The organism is Streptomyces sp. NPDC002817 (assembly GCF_053592055.1).
This window is the reverse complement of record NZ_JBSFUY010000020.1, coordinates 65,376-83,646: the sequence shown is the minus strand read 5'-3', so window position 1 is coordinate 83,646 and position 18,271 is coordinate 65,376. Positions and strand designations below refer to the sequence as shown.

General features: G+C 70.9%; 15 protein-coding genes. 1 reads left to right on the top strand and 14 read right to left on the bottom strand.

Annotated elements, in window-relative coordinates:
* Positions 1 to 26: 26 nt before the first annotated feature.
* Positions 27 to 1,454, bottom strand: a complete 1,428-nt coding sequence (locus ACWD3I_RS31115; RefSeq protein WP_365403252.1) for an RsmB/NOP family class I SAM-dependent RNA methyltransferase — start codon at positions 1,452 to 1,454, stop codon at positions 27 to 29.
* 99 nt (positions 1,455 to 1,553) lie between these two features.
* Positions 1,554 to 2,486, bottom strand: coding sequence for a methionyl-tRNA formyltransferase (fmt, locus tag ACWD3I_RS31110; protein ID WP_365403255.1), 933 nt, complete (start codon positions 2,484 to 2,486; stop codon positions 1,554 to 1,556).
* A 254-nt stretch (positions 2,487 to 2,740) separates the two neighbouring features.
* Between fmt and ACWD3I_RS31105 the strand changes: the two genes are divergently transcribed.
* Positions 2,741 to 3,283 carry a hypothetical protein gene (locus ACWD3I_RS31105; RefSeq protein ID WP_365403258.1) on the top strand — a complete coding sequence of 181 codons (543 nt, stop codon included), beginning with the start codon at positions 2,741 to 2,743 and terminating at the stop codon, positions 3,281 to 3,283.
* A gap of 81 nt (positions 3,284 to 3,364) precedes the next feature.
* On the opposite strand, the gene ACWD3I_RS31100 is transcribed toward ACWD3I_RS31105, so the two are convergent.
* From ACWD3I_RS31100 to ACWD3I_RS31045, 12 genes are all read right to left on the bottom strand, one after another.
* Positions 3,365 to 5,518, bottom strand: a complete 2,154-nt coding sequence (locus ACWD3I_RS31100) for a primosomal protein N' (RefSeq protein ID WP_365403261.1) — start codon at positions 5,516 to 5,518, stop codon at positions 3,365 to 3,367.
* 108 nt (positions 5,519 to 5,626) lie between these two features.
* On the bottom strand, positions 5,627 to 6,835 hold the full coding sequence (gene metK, locus ACWD3I_RS31095; protein ID WP_365403264.1) for a methionine adenosyltransferase: 1,209 nt from the start codon (positions 6,833 to 6,835) through the stop codon (positions 5,627 to 5,629).
* 240 nt (positions 6,836 to 7,075) lie between these two features.
* Positions 7,076 to 8,278 (bottom strand): bifunctional phosphopantothenoylcysteine decarboxylase/phosphopantothenate--cysteine ligase CoaBC, encoded by a 1,203-nt coding sequence (coaBC, locus tag ACWD3I_RS31090; RefSeq protein WP_365403267.1) that lies wholly within the window; start codon positions 8,276 to 8,278, stop codon positions 7,076 to 7,078.
* 103 nt (positions 8,279 to 8,381) lie between these two features.
* Positions 8,382 to 8,654, bottom strand: coding sequence for a DNA-directed RNA polymerase subunit omega (gene rpoZ / locus ACWD3I_RS31085; RefSeq protein ID WP_003982715.1), 273 nt, complete (start codon positions 8,652 to 8,654; stop codon positions 8,382 to 8,384).
* Between the two features lie 66 nt (positions 8,655 to 8,720).
* Positions 8,721 to 9,278, bottom strand: coding sequence for a guanylate kinase (gene gmk, locus ACWD3I_RS31080; RefSeq protein ID WP_365403270.1), 558 nt, complete (start codon positions 9,276 to 9,278; stop codon positions 8,721 to 8,723).
* A gap of 60 nt (positions 9,279 to 9,338) precedes the next feature.
* Complete coding sequence (locus ACWD3I_RS31075; protein ID WP_003977346.1) at positions 9,339 to 9,662, bottom strand: integration host factor; 324 nt, start codon at positions 9,660 to 9,662, stop codon at positions 9,339 to 9,341.
* Between the two features lie 317 nt (positions 9,663 to 9,979).
* A complete protein-coding gene (gene pyrF, locus ACWD3I_RS31070; RefSeq protein ID WP_365403274.1) occupies positions 9,980 to 10,819 on the bottom strand; it encodes an orotidine-5'-phosphate decarboxylase in 840 nt (279 codons plus the stop codon).
* Positions 10,816 to 11,922, bottom strand: a complete 1,107-nt coding sequence (locus tag ACWD3I_RS31065) for a quinone-dependent dihydroorotate dehydrogenase (RefSeq protein ID WP_365403277.1) — start codon at positions 11,920 to 11,922, stop codon at positions 10,816 to 10,818. The genes pyrF and ACWD3I_RS31065 overlap by 4 nt, the downstream gene beginning before the upstream one ends.
* A gap of 51 nt (positions 11,923 to 11,973) precedes the next feature.
* On the bottom strand, positions 11,974 to 15,282 hold the full coding sequence (gene carB / locus ACWD3I_RS31060) for a carbamoyl-phosphate synthase large subunit (protein WP_365403280.1): 3,309 nt from the start codon (positions 15,280 to 15,282) through the stop codon (positions 11,974 to 11,976).
* A complete protein-coding gene (gene carA / locus ACWD3I_RS31055; protein WP_365403283.1) occupies positions 15,275 to 16,417 on the bottom strand; it encodes a glutamine-hydrolyzing carbamoyl-phosphate synthase small subunit in 1,143 nt (380 codons plus the stop codon). Before carA ends, carB begins: the two co-directional genes overlap by 8 nt.
* Complete coding sequence (locus ACWD3I_RS31050) at positions 16,414 to 16,983, bottom strand: PH-like domain-containing protein (protein ID WP_365403286.1); 570 nt, start codon at positions 16,981 to 16,983, stop codon at positions 16,414 to 16,416. Before ACWD3I_RS31050 ends, carA begins: the two co-directional genes overlap by 4 nt.
* Complete coding sequence (locus ACWD3I_RS31045; protein ID WP_365403289.1) at positions 16,980 to 18,266, bottom strand: dihydroorotase; 1,287 nt, start codon at positions 18,264 to 18,266, stop codon at positions 16,980 to 16,982. The genes ACWD3I_RS31050 and ACWD3I_RS31045 overlap by 4 nt, the downstream gene beginning before the upstream one ends.
* Positions 18,267 to 18,271 lie beyond the last annotated feature (5 nt).

Genomic DNA, 18,271 nt, shown 5'->3' with positions numbered 1-18,271 from the left:
CGACCCCTACGGCGAAGGGGCGAACCTCACCCCGTCCGACGGATCAACGCCAGATACATCGCGTCGGTCCCATGCACATGCGGCCACAACTGCACATCCGGCCCCTCACCGAGCGCCGGCACACCGGGCAGCAGCGGCCGCGCGTCGATCAACTCGGCCTCCGGCCACTGCTTCAGCACGTCCTCGACCACCGCCCGCGTCTCGGCGAGATGCGGCGAACAGGTCGCGTACCCCACGACCCCGCCCACCCGGACGGAGTCCAGCGCGGTCTTCAACAGCCCCCGCTGCAACGGCGCGAACCCCTCAAGATCCTCCGGCCGCCTCCGCCACCGCGCCTCGGGCCGCCGCCGCAACGCCCCCAGCCCGGTACACGGCACATCCATCAGCACCCGGTCGAAACTGCCCGACCGCCACGGCGGCTTGATCCCGTCCGCGGCGATGACCTGGTACGGCCCCGGATTCCCGGCCAGCGTCTTCGCCACCAGCCCGGCCCGATGCGGCAACTTCTCGGAGGCCAGCAACACGGCACCCCGCTCCGCAGCCAGCGCGGCGAGCAGCGCGGCCTTCCCGCCGGGCCCCGCACACCCGTCGAGCCACTTCCCGTCAGGCCCCTCCAGAGGCGCGTTGGCGAGCGCCAGGGCCACCAGCTGGCTGCCCTCGTCCTGCACGCCCGCACGGCCCTCCCGTACGGCCTCGATGGCCCCGGGCTCGCCGCCCTCGGCCAGCCGCACGGCGTACGGCGACCAGCGCCCGGGGACGGCGGCCTCCTCCCGCAGCAGCTCGTCGGTGCCGGCCCGTCCGGGCCGGGCGACCAACGTCACCTCGGGCCGCTCGTTGTCCGCCGCCAGCAACTCCTCGATCCCGGCCCGCGGGCCGCCGAGCGAGTCCCACAGCGCCGAGACGACCCAGCGGGGGTGCGAGTGCACGACGGCGAGATTCTCCTCGGGGTCGTCCTCGTACGGCGGAGCCACGCGCGCGATCCATCCGTCCAGATCGTCCTGTGCGACCTTCCGCAGCACGGCGTTCACGAACTTGGCCCGCCCATCCCCGAGCACCACACGCGCGAGCTCGACGGAGGCGGACACCGCGGCATGCGTGGGGATCCGCGTCCCGAGCAGCTGATGGACCCCGAGGCTCAGCACATCGAGGACCGGCGGGTCGACCTCCCGGAGCGGCCGGTCGACACAGGCGGAGATGACGGCGTCGTACGTCCCCTGGCGCCGGAGCGTCCCGTAGACGAGTTCGGTGGCCAGCGCGGCGTCCCGTCCGTCGAACTTGTCGGGCCCCTCCTTCTCCCGCGCCTTGCGCAGCAGCGGCGGAAGCACGAGGTTGGCGTACGCGTCCCGCTCGTCCACGGCCCGCAGGGCCTCGAAGGCGAGGAAGCGGACGGGGTCCTTCTTGGGCCGACGGTAGGGCTTGCCGGACGGGCGGGGCCCACGGGACTGGTCGCTCACGAAAAAGGTGCTCCGGATGTGTTGGCGGGATACGCACCAAGCGTACGTCCCGCCTGCGCGCGCGTTACCCGCCGAGAGGGCTCGCCGTCGGCATCCGTGCTACTCGCCCAGGCTCTCGCTCTCGCCGATCCGCACCCCGCGCGCCCAGTCGGCGGCCTTCATCGGCTTCTTGCCCTGGGCCTGCACCCACAGCAGCTCCACGCCGTAGGAGCCGGTGCCCACGTGGACGTTGTTCTTGCCGACGGCGAGCTGTCCGGGGGCGAGGTCGGTGCGCTCGGGCGCGGGCCGCACCTGGATGAGCTTGAGCCGCTCGCCGCGGAAGACCGTCCAGGCGCCGGGCGCGGGCGTGCAGCCGCGCACGACCCGGTCGACCCGCAGGGCCGGGGTGTGCCAGTCGACCTGTGCGTCCTCGACGGTGATCTTCGGAGCGAGGGTGATGCCCTCGGCGGGCTGCGGTACGGCCTTCAGGGTGCCGTCCTCGATCCCGTCCATGGTCGCGGCGAGCAGTCCGGAGCCGGCGAAGGCGAGCCGGGTCAGCAGGTCGCCGCTGGTGTCGGTGTGGCGGATCTCCTCGGTGACGGTGCCGTAGACGGGGCCGGAGTCGAGGCCCTCCTCGATGAGGAAGGTGGAGGCCCCGGTGATCTCGTCGCCCGCCATGATGGAGTGCTGCACGGGTGCGGCCCCACGCCAGGCGGGCAGCAGCGAGAAGTGCAGGTTGACCCAGCCATGGGCCGGGATGTCGAGGGCTGCGCGGGGCAGCAGCGCCCCGTAGGCGACGACGGGACAGCAGTCGGGGGCGATCTCGCGCAGCCGCTCCAGGAACTCCGGGTCCCGCGGCTTGAGGGGCTTCAGCACCTCGATGCCCGCCTCCACGGCCCGCTCGGCCACCGGGCTCGCGACGAGCCTGCGCCCACGCCCGGCCGGCGCGTCGGGCCGCGTGACGACGGCGGCCACCTCGTGCCGCCCGGAGGCGATCAGAGCGTCCAGAGCGGGAACGGCGACCTCGGGGGTACCGGCGAAGACGAGCTTCATGGGTGGGTGCGGGCCTCTCGGGCGGGGGTTGTGCGGGCAACGCACAAGTCTATGACCACGGAAAGAAATACCGCCGACGGAGTGGACCGTGCGGGAATCGAGGCGCGAACCCTCCTCCCGGGGCGCACGCATATGCCGCTACGCCCCCACTGCGTGACCAGCGGAGCGTCCACGCGTTGGTCAAGAAAGAGTTGACCACAACGGGCCGCTGTAGCGGCCCGATCCTTTTCATCGCCGGTTCGAGAGGCTTGTTCATGGCCGACCACGCAACCCACGACGCCCAGGCTCGGGCCAGCCTGCACTTGCTGGTGCGGGACATCGAGCGGGTCCGCCGGCAGGTGGACGCACTGCGCACGCTCACCGCCCAGTTGGGGAACGTCTACCGCCCGCGCCGCTCCGGCCCCTCCACGGGCTTCGTCGTCTACGGACGCGCGCCCGCGCCGACGGTCCGTCTCGCGCAGGAGCTGCGGGACAGCGTCGAGACCCTGGTGACGGCCGCGGTCGACTTCGACCGCTCGCTCGGCTTCTCGTGGGACGCGGTGGGCTCCGCGCTCGGGGTCACCAAGCAGGCGGTCCACCGTCGCTACGGCGCACGCCGTGCCGTGACCCAGGCTGCCGCCGAGGCAGAGCGCACCGCCGAGGCGCCCAGCACCCACACGGTCAACGTCAACACCGGTATCCCCTCGGTACCGACGGTCCCGGCGGCCCGCTCCATGCCGACCCAGCCGACGGCGGGCAGCCCGGCCCTGCGCGAAGAGGCACGCCCCACCGCCTTCCCCGGCCCCCGCAACGGCTGACCCACCCCACCTCATGCCCTCCCGGGACCCCTGGGAGGGCAGCCGCATGCGTGGACGGCCCCGCACCAGACGACAACCCCGTCACCCGATGTCAGGCGGATCGATCCGCACCCGCACCACCGGCTCCCCACTCCCCCGAGCCATCCGCGCGGCCTGCGCGGCCTTCAGCGCGGACGCCAGCACCGCGCCCTTCCCCGGCGGCACCCGAATCAACACCCGCTCCCACTGCTCCCCGGGCGGCGGTGCCCCCACCCGCCGCGGCCCCTGCGCACCCGTGACAGCCATCGGCACCGGCCCCAACACCTCCGCCTCCCCCGGCAGTTCCACAGCCCCGAGAAACGCCGCGACCGCCTCCCCCACCCCCGACACGGCCGCCATCCGCGACACCGGCGGAAACCCCAACTCGGCCCGCTCGGAGAGCTCCCGCACCGCATGCCCCACGGGATCCCACCGCACCAACGCCTGCACGGGCCGCAACGTCGGCTCGGCGACGACGACCACGGTGCCCCCCGCCCCCTGCGGCCGCACGAGCGCCGCGGCGGCGATCCACCTGCGCAACGCATCCTCACCGGCACGCAGATCGGGCCGCCCGAGCATGGCCCAGCCGTCCAGCAACAGCGCGGCCGCATACCCGCCCTCGGCCACCGGCTCGGCCCCCGGCGTACTCACGACGAGCGCGGGCGCCCCCGGCACGGTGTCCAGGACATGCTCCCGCCCGGAGGTCCGCACCGGTACGGCGGGAAACGCCCGCCCCAGCTCCTCCGCGGTCCGCCGGGCACCCACGACCTGGGCGCGCAGCCGAAAGCCGCCACACTCCGGACAGTGCCAGGCGCCGTCCTCACGCGCACACCACCCGCACCGCAGGGCATCCACACCCTCCTGGGCCTCCAGCGGCCCCGAGCAGTGCCGACACCGCGCGGGCGCCCGGCAGTTGGCACACGCCATCCGAGGCACATACCCGCGCCGCGGAACCTGCACGAGCACCGGTCCCTGCTTCAGCCCCTCCCTGACGGCCTGCCAGGCAAGGGTCGGCAGCCGAGCGGCCCGCGCGGCCTCGTCCCTGGCCAGATCCCCGTCCCCGACGGTCCGTACGAGCGGCGCGGCACCCCGCACCTGCTCCCGCGCGGACACGATCGGCCCCGCCCACCCGCTCTCGACGAGTTGCGCGGCCTCCACGGTGCAGCTCCAGCTCCCCAGCAGGAAGGCGCACTTGTCCTGGGCGGCCCGCAGCAACAGCACCTCACGGGCATGCGGCTGCGGCGCGTGCGGCTCGCTGTGGCTGTCGTCCCCGTCGTCCCAGATGGCGACGAGCCCGAGATCCCGTACGGGCGCGAACATGGCCGCCCGAGTCCCCACCACGGCCCGCACGGCCCCCCGCCGCACGGCGAGCCACTCCCGGTACCGCTTCTCGGGCCCCGCGTCGGCGGTGAGCACGGCATGCCGCCCCGCCCCCAGCAAGGAGGTCAGCGCGGCATCGACACGCGTGACGGCCCGCCCGTCCGGCACCACGACCAGCGCCCCGCGACCGGAGGCCAGCGTGGCGGCGACGGCCCGAGCCAGTTCGTCACACCACTCGGGCCCGGGCAACGCGTTCCAGACGGCCCTCGGCGCCCCACCCGAGGCGAGCGCCTCAAGAAAGCCGGCCCCCCGCTCGTACCGGCTCCAGGACCCGGCCTCAGGCACCCCAGGCGGCGGAAGCGGCTCCGCCGAAGCCCGTTGCTCCGCCCGGGCACTCCGCGGCGGCACGGCAAGCTGCAGCACATCGGCGAGGCTCCCTGCGTACCGGTCGGCCACAGCCCGGGTGAGCGCCAACAGCTCCTGGCCGAGCACCGGTTCGGGCGACACGACCTGGGCCAGCGCCGCCAACGGCCCGGAGTAGTCGGACTCGGCCAGCCGCTCGACGAGAAACCCGTCGATCAGCCCGCCACCCTCACGCCGCCCGTCCCGCACCCGACCACGCCCGGCCCCGAACCGGACCCGAACCCGCACCCCGGGCTGCGCCTCGGCATCGAGCTCCTCGGGCACGGCGTAGTCGAAGTACCGATCAAGATGGAGCACGCCCTTGTCCACGAGCACCCGTGCGACGGGCAACTCCTTGGCCAGCGCGGCCCCTCGCCAGGTCCGCGGCTTCGCCCGCGGCACCTTCGCCTTCCGCACACTCTCCCGAATGAACGCAAGCTGCTCGGGCGGCGCCCCCTCGCCCCCACCACCGACCTGCTCGTCCTCGCTGCTCACGCCTGCATTCTTACCAAACCCCACTGACATCCGAAGCCGCCCGAACGCACCGAAGCCCGGCATCCCCCAAGGGACACCGGGCTTCGGAAAGAACCGTGGAGCCGGGCCTTACAGCCCCGCCGCCCTGCGCAGCGCGTCCACGCGGTCCGTGCGCTCCCACGTGAAGTCGGGCAGCTCACGGCCGAAGTGGCCGTACGCGGCGGTCTGGGCGTAGATCGGGCGCAGCAGGTCGAGGTCGCGGATGATCGCGGCCGGGCGGAGGTCGAAGACCTCGTCGATGGCCTTCTCGATCTTCTCGGCGTCGACCTTGGCGGTGCCGAAGGTCTCGACGAACAGGCCGACGGGCTCGGCCTTGCCGATCGCGTACGCGACCTGCACCTCGCAGCGGGAGGCGAGGCCCGCGGCGACGACGTTCTTGGCGACCCAGCGCATCGCGTACGCGGCCGAGCGGTCCACCTTGGACGGGTCCTTGCCGGAGAAGGCGCCGCCACCGTGGCGGGCCATGCCGCCGTACGTGTCGATGATGATCTTGCGGCCGGTCAGACCCGCGTCGCCCATCGGGCCGCCGATCTCGAAGCGGCCGGTCGGGTTGACCAGGAGGCGGTAGCCCTCGGTCTCCAGCTTGATGCCCTCGTCGAGCAGCGCCTTCAGCTCCGGCTCCACGACGAACTCGCGGATGTCGGGGGCGAGCAGCGACTCGAGGTCGATGTCGGAGGCGTGCTGAGAGGAGACCACGACCGTGTCGAGGCGGACGGCCTTGTCGCCGTCGTACTCGATGGTGACCTGGGTCTTGCCGTCGGGGCGCAGGTAGGGGATCGTCCCGTTCTTGCGGACCTCGGACAGGCGGCTCGACAGCCGGTGCGCCAGGAAGATCGGCAGCGGCATCAGCGTCGGCGTCTCGTCCGTCGCGTAGCCGAACATCAGGCCCTGGTCGCCGGCGCCCTGCTTGTCGAGCTCGTCCTCGTCGCCCTCGACCCGCTTCTCGTAGGCGGTGTCGACACCCTGCGCGATGTCCGGGGACTGTGAGCCGATGGACACCGAGACACCGCAGGAGGCGCCGTCGAAGCCCTTCTTCGAGGAGTCGTAACCGATCTCGAGGATCTTGTCCCGCACGAGCTGGGGGATCGGGGCGTACGCCTTGGTGGTGACCTCACCGGCCACGTGCACCAGGCCGGTCGTGATCAGGGTCTCGACCGCGACCCGGGAGGTCGGGTCCTCGCGCAGGAGCGCGTCGAGAATGGTGTCGCTGATCTGGTCAGCGATCTTGTCGGGGTGACCCTCGGTCACAGACTCCGAGGTGAACAGACGACGGGACACAACGCTCCCTGGGGTTGCAGCGGCTGCTGGCTGATCATGGGCGGACGGGCTCGGGGGCTGCGCCCGGCATCGTCCGAGAACAGTTTATCGGTCGTGCTCAGCCACAGGCTCACCCGTCTCGCTGGTCGGGAGCCCTGTGACCTGCGGCACGGGCATTCTGCCCAATCCCGAGCGGGCTTGGCCAGGCCCGCCACGCCTCTATTACCGAGGTGACAGAGCGCAGTGAAGCGAATGAAACATTCACTTCATGCGCCGGGCCACCAGGTCCCACACGATTTCGGCCAATGCTTCCTTCGGGCCGTGCGGGACCGGCGTCTCGGTGCCGTCGGCGCCCAGCACCACCGCCTCGTTCTCCTCCGCCCCGAAAGTCTTACGCTCCCCCACCTCGTTGACGACGAGGAGGTCGCAGCCCTTGCGGGTGAGCTTCGTACGGCCGTTGGCCAGCACGTCGTCCGTCTCGGCGGCGAACCCGACGACCACCTGTCCGGGGCGGGCCCGGTCGGCCGAGATCTCCGCCAGGATGTCCGGATTCCGCACCAGAACGATGGGTTCCGGATCCTGGCCGTCCTTCTTCTTGATCTTCCCGGCCGCGTATGTCTCCGGCCGGAAGTCCGCGACCGCGGCGGCCATGACGACCGCGTCGGCGTCCTCGGCCGCCTTCAGGACGGCTTCACGCAGTTGTACGGCCGTGCCGACCGGGACGATGTCCACCCCCGCCGGGTCCGGCAGCCCGGTGTTCGCGGCGATGAGCGTGACACGGGCGCCGCGGGCGGCGGCGGTGCGGGCGAGGGCGTAGCCCTGCTTGCCGGAGGAGCGGTTGCCGAGGAAGCGGACCGGGTCGAGCGGCTCACGGGTGCCGCCGGCGCTGACGACGACGTGTCGTCCCTTCAGGTCCGACTCGGTGACGCCCCGGGCGAGGACGCGGCGGCAGACCTCGAAGATCTCACCCGGGTCGGGCAGCCGGCCCTTGCCGGTGTCGACGCCGGTGAGGCGTCCGACGGCCGGCTCGATGACGACCGCGCCCCGGCGGCGCAGGGTCGCCACGTTCTCCTGGGTGGCCGGGTGCTCCCACATCTCGGTGTGCATCGCGGGGGCGAAGACGACCGGACAGCGGGCGGTCAGCAGCGTGTTGGTGAGCAGGTCGTCCGCGAGACCGTGAGCCGCCTTCGCGAGCATGTCGGCCGTGGCCGGGGCGACGATCACCAGGTCGGCGTGCTGTCCGATGCGGACGTGCGGCACCTCGTGGACGTCGTCCCACACCTCGGTCGAGACGGGGTGGCCGGAGAGGGCGGACCAGGTGGCGGCACCGACGAAGTGCAGCGCGGAGGCGGTGGGCACCACGCGTACGTCGTGGCCCGACTCCGTCAGTCTGCGCAGCAGCTCACAGGCCTTGTAGGCGGCGATCCCACCGCTGACCCCCAGCACGACCCTCGGCTTGTCCACCAGGTCTCCCATCCCTCGAACCGACGACTCCATGACACACCACAGGCCCGACAGTCGCGCTGCCGGGCCTGTGGACAAGCCAGCTCAAAGCCGAAATTACTGCTTACTGCGCCGGGCCCTCGACGGCCTCGGACGTCAGCAGACCCGCGTTGATCTCGCGGAGCGCGATCGAGAGCGGCTTCTCGTGCACGTGGGTGTCGACGAGCGGACCGACGTACTCGAGGAGGCCCTCGCCGAGCTGCGAGTAGTACGCGTTGATCTGACGCGCACGCTTGGCCGCGTAGATCACGAGGCTGTACTTCGAGTCGGTGGCCTCGAGGAGCTCGTCGATCGGAGGGTTGATGATGCCCTCGGGCGCGGTGATGGAAGAGGACACGCTCTGCCTTCCGATGGGTGGGAAAGAATCAGTGTGAACGATCGAGCCTCAACGATCAGGGCACGATCACACAACTTCCATCAAGGCTAGCAGCTCACGCGCCACGTCCTCGACGGAGGTGTTGACCAAGGTCACATCGAACTCGCGCTCGGCCGCCAGCTCGACCTTCGCCGCCTCAAGACGGCGTTCGATCACTGCGGGCGGCTCGGTGCCACGTCCCGTGAGCCTGCGCACGAGCTCCTCCCAGGAGGGAGGAGCCAGGAACACCAGCTGGGCCTCCGACATGGACTCGCGGACCTGCCGGGCACCCTGGAGATCGATCTCCAGAAGAACCGGCTCGCCCGCCTCCAGCCGCTCCAGCACCGCGTTGCGCGGGGTGCCGTAGCGATTGCCGGCGAACTCGGCCCACTCCAGCAGCTCACCGTTGGCGATCAGCTTGTCCATCTCCTCGTCGGTGACGAAGAAGTAGTGGACACCGTGCTTCTCGCCGGGGCGGGGCTTGCGGGTCGTCGCCGACACCGAGAGCCAGACCTCGGGGTGTTCCTTGCGCATATGGGCGACGACCGTGCTCTTGCCGACCCCTGAGGGGCCGGAGAGCACGGTCAGCCGCGGACGTTCACTCATGCAGCGATTATTCCAGCAATCCCGGAGTGCCCGGGACTCCCGGTCCGGACTGTGCCGGACTCAGGAACCGGTGCTGCCGAACTCACGCTCCAGGGAAGCGATCTGGTTCGAACCGAGACCACGCACACGGCGGCTCTCGGAGATGCCCAGACGCTCCATGATCTGCTTGGCGCGGACCTTGCCCACGCCCGGTAGCGACTCGAGCAGGGCGGAGACCTTCATCTTGCCGATGACGTCGTTCTCCTGGCCCTGCTTGATGACCTCGTGAAGAGAGGCGCCGGAGTGCTTGAGTCGATTCTTGACCTCGGCCCGCTCCCGGCGAGCCGCGGCGGCCTTTTCGAGCGCGGCTGCGCGCTGTTCAGGGGTAAGGGGCGGAAGAGCCACGCCTACGTCACCTCGGATGTTGAACTGTCGGATACGGACCGGTGAGGAACCTAGTCGCCCCACACCTGGGGAGCCACGAGCAACACGCTTGCCCGTTCACTCTGCGTCGGAGACTAGCGGCCAACTCCGCCAGAGTCAGCGAGAACAGCGGAAAAGTCCTGGTCAGCCTCCGTCAGGCCGGACATTTCAGGCATACTGCCCTGGATTTGAGAATGTATTCAGCCTCAAGTCGTCCTGGAAGCACTCATCGGAGGTCTCGTCCGAGCGTCTCGAACGCCTCGGACGACCGTCATACGACCGCCATGGCGCTGTCGGTCTCACGCCACGGCGGCCCTGGTCTCCTCCGCGAACCGCTCCGCGGCGGTCCGCAGCGCGCCGACGTCGGGACCGTGCCGCAGGACCCCCCGGCTGACGTTGGGGACGACATTGCGCACCACAGAGCCGAACACCTTGGGAAGGTCGGCCGGAGTGGCCCCCTGGGCGCCGATGCCGGGCGCGAGGAGCGGACCGTTGATGTCCAGGTCGTAGGACGACAGATCGCCCAGCGTGGCGCCCACGACGGCGCCGAAGGACCCCAGGGGCTCCTCCCCCGTGTTCTCGGCCGCCAGATGCGCCAGCATCGTCGCACCGACGTCACGGCCGTCCGCGCGGATCGCGTGCTGGACCTCGCCGCCCTCGGGGTTGGACGTCAGCGCCAGCACGAACAGGCCGGCCCCGCTCTCCCGCGCCAGCGCGACCGCCGGCGAGAGCGAGCCGTAGCCGAGGTACGGCGAGACGGTGAGCGCGTCGGAGAACAGCGGGGAGTCCTTGTGCAGGAAGGCCTCGGCGTACGCGGCCATGGTCGAGCCGATGTCGCCGCGCTTGGCGTCCATGACGACCAGCGCACCGGCCGCCCGCGCCTCCTCGACCGACTTCTCCAGGACGGCGACACCGCGCGACCCGAAGCGCTCGAAGAACGCGCTCTGCGGCTTGAGCACGGCGACCCGGTCGGCCACGGCCTCGACGACCGTGCGGCTGAACCGCTCCAGTCCGGCCACGTCGTCGTTCAGGCCCCACTCGCCGAGCAGGGACGCGTGCGGGTCGATGCCGACGCACAGCGGGCCGCGCTCGTCCATGACCTGACGAAGACGTGCGCCGAAGGGTGCGAGAGAGCTCATACCGGCTTCCTTACGTCGGCGCCGACCGCGTCGGCGAGAGTGGCGTACGGGCTCGTACGGAGGCGGGCGGCGAGCCCCTTGTGGATCGCTCGGGCCCAGAAGGGCCCCTCGTAGACGAACGCGCTGTAGCCCTGGACGAGCGTGGCACCGGCGAGGATGCGCTGCCAGGCGTCCTCGGCGTCCTCGATGCCGCCGACGCCCACGAGGGTGATGCGGTCGCCCACGCGCGCGTAGAGGCGCCTGAGGACCTCCAGGGAGCGCGCCTTCAGCGGGGCGCCGGACAGGCCGCCGGTCTCCTTCACCAGCGAGGGTTCGGATTTCAGGCCGAGCCCCTCGCGCGCGATGGTGGTGTTCGTGGCGATGATCCCGTCCAGGCCGAGCTCCACGGCCAGGTCGGCGACGGCGTCGACGTCATCGTCGGCGAGGTCGGGCGCGATCTTCACCAGGAGCGGGACGCGACGGCTGGTGACCGTACGGTCGGCGGCCTCGCGCACGGCGCTCAGGAGCGGCCGCAGCGCCTCGGTGGCCTGCAGATTGCGCAGCCCTGGCGTGTTCGGCGACGACACGTTCACGACCAGGTAGTCGGCGTACGGCGCGAGCCGCTCGGTCGACTTCACGTAGTCGGCGGCGGCCTCGGCCTCCGGTACGACCTTGGTCTTGCCGATGTTGACGCCCACGACGGTCCTGAAGACGGGCGTACGGGAGGCCAGGCGGGCCGCTACGGCCAGCGAGCCCTCGTTGTTGAAGCCCATGCGGTTGATCAGCGCGCGGTCCTTCACGAGCCGGAACAGCCGCTGCTTGGGGTTGCCGGGCTGCGCCTCCCCGGTGACCGTGCCGATCTCGACGTGGTCGAAGCCGAGCATCGACATGCCGTCGACGGCGACCGCGTTCTTGTCGAAGCCGGCGGCGAGCCCGAAGGGGCCGTGCATGCGCAGCCCGAAGGCCTCGGTGCGCAGCTCCTCGTGGCGGGGGGCGAGCGCGGCGGCGACGAAGGTACGGAGCACCGGGACGCGGACGGCCAGGCGGATCCAGCGGAAGGCGAGGTAGTGGGCCTTCTCGGGGTCCATGCGTTTGAAGACGAGCTGGAAGAAGATCTTGTACATGGTGTCCTCATGAAGAGGGGGACACCGTTTCCGGTGTCCCCCTCAGGGCTGCTAGTCGCGGGCGGCGGTCAGGTGTTCCGCGTGTTCCTGCAGTGAGCGGACGCCCACGTCACCGTGGTTGAGGGCGTCGATGCCCTGGACGGCGGCGGCGAGCGCCTGGACCGTCGTCAGGCACGGGACCGACCGTGCCACGGCCGCCGTACGGATCTCGTAGCCGTCGAGGCGGCCACCGGTGCCGTACGGGGTGTTGACGATGAGGTCGACCTCGCCGTCGTGGATGAGCTGGACGATGGTCTTCTCGCCGTTCGGGCCGGTGCCTTCGGACTGCTTGCGCACGATCCTGGCGTTGATGCCGTTGCGCTTGAGGACCTCGGCGGTGCCGGAGGTGGCGAGCAGCTCGAAGCCGTGGGCGACCAGCTCGCGCGCCGGGAAGATCATCGAGCGCTTGTCACGGTTGGCGACCGAGATGAACGCGCGGCCCTTGGTGGGCAGCGGGCCGTACGCACCGGCCTGCGACTTGGCGTACGCCGTGCCGAAGACGGAGTCGATGCCCATGACCTCGCCGGTGGAGCGCATCTCCGGGCCGAGGACGGTGTCGACGCCGCGCCCGTGGATGTCGCGGAAGCGCGACCACGGCATGACGGCCTCCTTGACGGAGATCGGCGCGTCGAACGGCAGCTCGCCGCCGTCGCCGTTGGCCGGAAGCAGCCCCTCGGCCCGCAGTTCGGCGACGGTCGCGCCGAGCGAGATCCGGGCGGCGGCCTTGGCCAGCGGCACCGCGGTCGCCTTCGAGGTGAAGGGGACGGTGCGGGACGCGCGCGGGTTGGCCTCCAGGACGTAGAGGATGTCGCCGGCCATCGCGAACTGGATGTTGATCAGGCCGCGGACGCCGACGCCCTTGGCGATCGCCTCGGTGGAGGCCCGCAGGCGCTTGATGTCGAAGCCGCCCAGGGTGATCGGGGGCAGCGCGCACGCCGAGTCGCCGGAGTGGATGCCGGCCTCCTCGATGTGCTCCATGACGCCGCCGAGGTAGAGCTCCTCGCCGTCGTAGAGGGCGTCGACGTCGATCTCGATGGCGTCGTCGAGGAAGCGGTCGACCAGGACCGGCCGGGAGGGGCTGATCTCGGTCGACTCGGCGATGTAGGACGCGAGGCGGGTCTCGTCGTAGACGATCTCCATGCCGCGTCCGCCGAGGACGTACGACGGCCGCACCAGGACCGGGTAGCCGATCTCGTCGGCGATCGCCTTGGCCTCGGCGAAGGTGGTCGCGGTGCCGTGCTTGGGGGCCGGGAGGCCGGCCTCGGCGAGCACGCGGCCGAAGGCGCCGCGGTCCTCGGCGGCGTGGATGGCCTCCGGCGGGGTGCCCACGATCGGGACGCCGTTGTCCTTCAGCGCCTGGGCCAGGCCCAGCGGGGTCTGGCCTCCCAGCTGGACGACGACACCGGCGATCGGGCCCGCGAGGGACTCCGCGTGGACGATCTCCAGCACGTCTTCCAGCGTCAGCGGCTCGAAGTACAGGCGGTCGGAGGTGTCGTAGTCCGTGGAGACGGTCTCCGGGTTGCAGTTGACCATCACGGTCTCGTACCCGGCCTCGCTCAGCGCGAAGGAGGCGTGGACGCAGGAGTAGTCGAACTCGATGCCCTGGCCGATGCGGTTGGGGCCGGAGCCGAGGATGATGACGGCCGGCTTCTCGCGGGGGGCGACCTCCGTCTCCTCGTCGTAGGAGGAGTAGAAGTACGGCGTCTTCGCGGCGAACTCGGCGGCGCAGGTGTCGACCGTCTTGTAGACCGGGCGGATGCCCAGCGCGTGCCGGACCTCGCGGACGACGTCCTCGCGCAGACCGCGGATCTCGCCGATCTGCTGGTCGGAGAAGCCGTGCCGCTTGGCCTCGGCCAGCAGGTCGGGGTCCAGCTTCGGCGCCTCGGCGAGCTCGTCCGCGATCTCCTTGATGAGGAAGAGCTGGTCGACGAACCAGGGGTCGATCTTCGTGTACTCGAAGATCTCCTCCGGCGTGGCGCCCGCGCGGATGGCCTGCATGACGGTGTTGATCCGGCCGTCGGTGGGACGGACGGCTTCCGTGAGCAGCGCTTCCTTGTCGCCGGGCTCGCCGACGAAGGTGAACTGGCTGCCCTTCTTCTCCAGCGAGCGCAGCGCCTTCTGGAAGGCCTCGGTGAAGTTGCGGCCGATGGCCATGGCCTCGCCGACCGACTTCATGGTCGTCGTCAGCGTGGAGTCGGCCTGCGGGAACTTCTCGAAGGCGAAGCGCGGGGCCTTCACGACCACGTAGTCGAGCGTCGGCTCGAAGGAGGCCGGGGTCTCCTGGGTGATGTCGTTGGGGATCTCGTCGAGGGTGTAGCCGACGGCGAGCTTGGCCGCGATCTTGGCGATCGGGAAGCCGGTCGCCTTGGAGGCGAGGGCCGAGGAGCGCGACACGCGCGGGTTCATCTCGATGACGATGACGCGGCCGTCGACCGGGTCGATCGCGAACTGGATGTTGCAGCCGCCGGTGTCGACGCCGACCTCGCGGATGATCGCGATACCGACGTCACGAAGGCGCTGGTACTCGCGGTCGGTCAGGGTCATCGCGGGCGCGACGGTGATCGAGTCGCCGGTGTGGACGCCCATGGGGTCGAAGTTCTCGATGGAGCAGACGACCACGACGTTGTCGTTCTTGTCGCGCATCAGCTCCAGCTCGTACTCCTTCCAGCCGAGGATGGACTCCTCCAGGAGCACCTCGGTGGTCGGGGAGAGCGTGAGGCCCTGGCCCGCGATACGGCGCAGCTCCTCCTCGTCGTGGGCGAAGCCGGAGCCGGCGCCGCCCATGGTGAAGGACGGGCGGACGACGACCGGGTAGCCGCCGAGCGTCTCGACGCCCTTGAGGACGTCGTCCATGGAGTGGCAGATGACCGAGCGGGCGGACTCGCCGTGCCCGATCTTCGCGTTCACCGCTTCGACGACGCCCTTGAAGAGGTCGCGGTCCTCACCCTTGTTGATGGCCTCGACGTTGGCGCCGATCAGCTCGACGCCGTACTTCTCCAGGGTCCCGGACTCGTGCAGCGAGATCGCCGTGTTGAGGGCCGTCTGACCGCCCAGGGTGGGCAGCAGGGCGTCGGGGCGCTCCTTGGCGATGATCTTCTCGACGAACTCCGGGGTGATCGGCTCGACGTAGGTGGCGTCGGCGATCTCCGGGTCGGTCATGATCGTCGCCGGGTTGGAGTTGACCAGGATGACCCGGATGCCCTCGGCGCGCAGGATGCGGCACGCCTGGGTGCCGGAGTAGTCGAACTCGGCGGCCTGGCCGATGACGATCGGGCCGGAGCCGATGACCAGGACGGACTGGATATCGGTGCGCTTAGGCACGCTGGCCCTCCAACAGAGATACGAAGCGGTCGAACAGGTAGGCGGCGTCGTGCGGGCCCGCTGCCGCTTCGGGGTGGTACTGGACGCTGAAGGCCGGCTGGTCGAGCAGTTGGAGGCCCTCCACCACGTTGTCGTTGAGGCAGACGTGGGAGACCTCGGCGCGGCCGTAGGGGGTGTCGGACACCTTGTCGAGCGGGGCGTCGACGGCGAAGCCGTGGTTGTGCGCGGTGATCTCGACCTTGCCGGTCGTACGGTCCTGGACCGGCTGGTTGATGCCGCGGTGGCCGTACTTCAGCTTGTAGGTGCCGAAGCCGAGCGAGCGGCCGAGAATCTGGTTGCCGAAGCAGATGCCGAAGAGCGGGGTCTTGCGCTCCAGCACGCCCTGCATGACGGAGACGGCGTGGTCGGCGGTGGCGGGGTCGCCGGGGCCGTTGGAGAAGAACACACCGTCCGGGTTCACGGCGTACACGTCCTCGACGGTCGCCGTGGCGGGCAGCACATGCACCTCGATGCCGCGCTCGGCCATGCGGTGCGGGGTCATGCCCTTGATGCCGAGGTCGACGGCGGCGACCGTGAACTTCTTCTCGCCGATCGCGGGGACGACGTACGCCTCCTTGGTGGCGACCTCCGCGGAGAGGTTCGCGCCCTTCATCTCGGGGGCCTGGCGGACCTCGGCGAGCATGGTGCCGTCGTCGGGCAGCGCGTTGCCGGAGAAGATGCCGACGCGCATGGCGCCGCGCTCACGCAGGTGGCGGGTGAGCGCCCGGGTGTCGATGCCGGAGATCCCGACGACGCCCTGCTTGGTGAGCTCCTCGTCCAGGGAGCGGCGCGAGCGCCAGTTGGAGGGCACGCGCGCGGGGTCGCGCACGACGTAGCCGGCGACCCAGATCCGCTGCGACTCGGCGTCCTCGTCGTTGACACCGGTGTTGCCGACGTGCGGGGCGGTCATCACGACGACCTGGCGGTGGTACGACGGGTCGGTCAGCGTCTCCTGGTAGCCGGTCATCCCGGTGGAGAACACGGCCTCGCCGAAGGTCTCCCCCACGGCCCCGTAGGCGCGGCCGCGGAAGATCCGGCCGTCCTCCAGGACGAGTACCGCGGGAACCTTCGAGGCTCCCCTTGTGGAGGTCGTCATCGTGCGCCTTCCGTTTCCGTCTTCTTGTTGATCATGGAGTTAATGGCGTCGACCCACTCGTTGTGCTCGGCCGCGCGGTCGGAGCGGAACCCGGAGTCGAGCAGCCGGTCGCCGTGCTCCCAGGTCACGACCAGCAGCCCGCCCTCGGTGAGGACCTTGCCGGCGATGCCCTTGTCGAGCCGGGCCTCGCGCAGCGCCGCGGCGGGGACGAAGAAGTCGGCCGCGCCGGGGCGTACGACGTCCAGTCCCGCGTCCGTCAGCGTGAGCTCGACCCGGCTGCGGGTGCCCAGGCCGTGCGCCACGATGCGGTCGAGCCACTGCCCGGCGGTGGTGGAGCCGTGGTAGCGGCCGCTCATCGTCAGTTTCGCCGCACCGGGCTCGGACGGCGCGGCGGGCAGCTCGGGCAGGTCGCCCTGGAGCGTGCCGCGCCACTTCCAGCCCTCGCGCATCAGCCAGTAGATGAGCGCGACGAACAGCGCGAGTCCGACGAGCCACCCGACCCGGGCGGCCCAGTCGGTGACCTCAGCCGATTTCTGCTCGGCGGCCAGCAGGATTACAGGTGTCACGTGAGCTTCCCGTCGACGAGCGTGGCCTTGCCCCGCAGCCAGGTGTGCGTCACACGGCCCGGCAGCTCACGCCCCTCGTACGGGGTGTTCCGGCTGCGCGAGGCGAAGCCCGCGGGGTCCACGTCCCCACGGTATTCCGTGTCGACGAGCGTGAGGTTGGCGGGCTCACCTGCCGAGACGGGGCGGCCGTGCCCGGTGGCCCGCCCGATCTGTGCGGGCTTGAAGGACATGCGGTCGGCGACCCCGGCCCAGGTGAGGAGCCCGGTGTCCACCATGGTCTCCTGCACCACCGACAACGCGGTCTCCAGGCCGACCATCCCCATGGCGGCCGCGGCCCACTCGCAGTCCTTGTCCTCGTGCGGGTGCGGGGCGTGGTCGGTGGCGACGATGTCGATCGTGCCGTCGGCCAGCGCCTCGCGCAGGGCGAACACGTCGCGCTCGGTGCGCAGCGGCGGGTTGACCTTGTAGACCGGGTTGTAGGTGCGCACCAGCTCGTCGGTGAGGAGTAGGTGGTGCGGGGTGACCTCGGCGGTGACGTCGATGCCGCGGGACTTGGCCCAGCGGACGATCTCGACGGAGCCGGCGGTCGACAGGTGGCAGATGTGGACGCGGGAGCCGACGTGCTCGGCGAGCAGGACATCCCGGGCGATGATCGATTCTTCGGCCACCGCGGGCCAGCCGCCCAGACCCAGCTCGGCCGAGACGACGCCCTCGTTCATCTGGGCGCCCTCGGTCAGCCGCGGCTCCTGCGCGTGCTGGGCGACGACCCCGCCGAAGGCCTTCACGTACTCCAGCGCCCGGCGCATGATCACCGCGTCGTCGACGCACTTGCCGTCGTCGGAGAACACGGTCACACCGGCCGCCGACTCGTGCATGGCCCCCAGCTCGGCGAGCTTGCGGCCCTCCAGGCCGACGGTGACGGCACCGATGGGCTGCACATCGCAGTACCCGTGCTCCTGGCCGAGCCGGTAGACCTGCTCGACCACACCGGCGGTGTCGGCGACCGGGAAGGTGTTGGCCATGGCGAAGACGGCCGTGTAGCCACCGGTGGCCGCCGCGCGCGTGCCGGTCAGTACGGTCTCGGAGTCCTCGCGGCCGGGCTCGCGCAGATGGGTGTGCAGGTCGACGAGGCCCGGGAGGAGGACCTTGCCGCCCGCCTCGACGACCTCGGCGCCCTCGTCCGACAGACCGGCGCCCACCTCGGCGATGACGCCGGCGTCGATCAGGACGTCCTGCGACTCGCCGCCGAGCACCTTCGCACCACGGATCAGGATCTTGCTCATGTCTC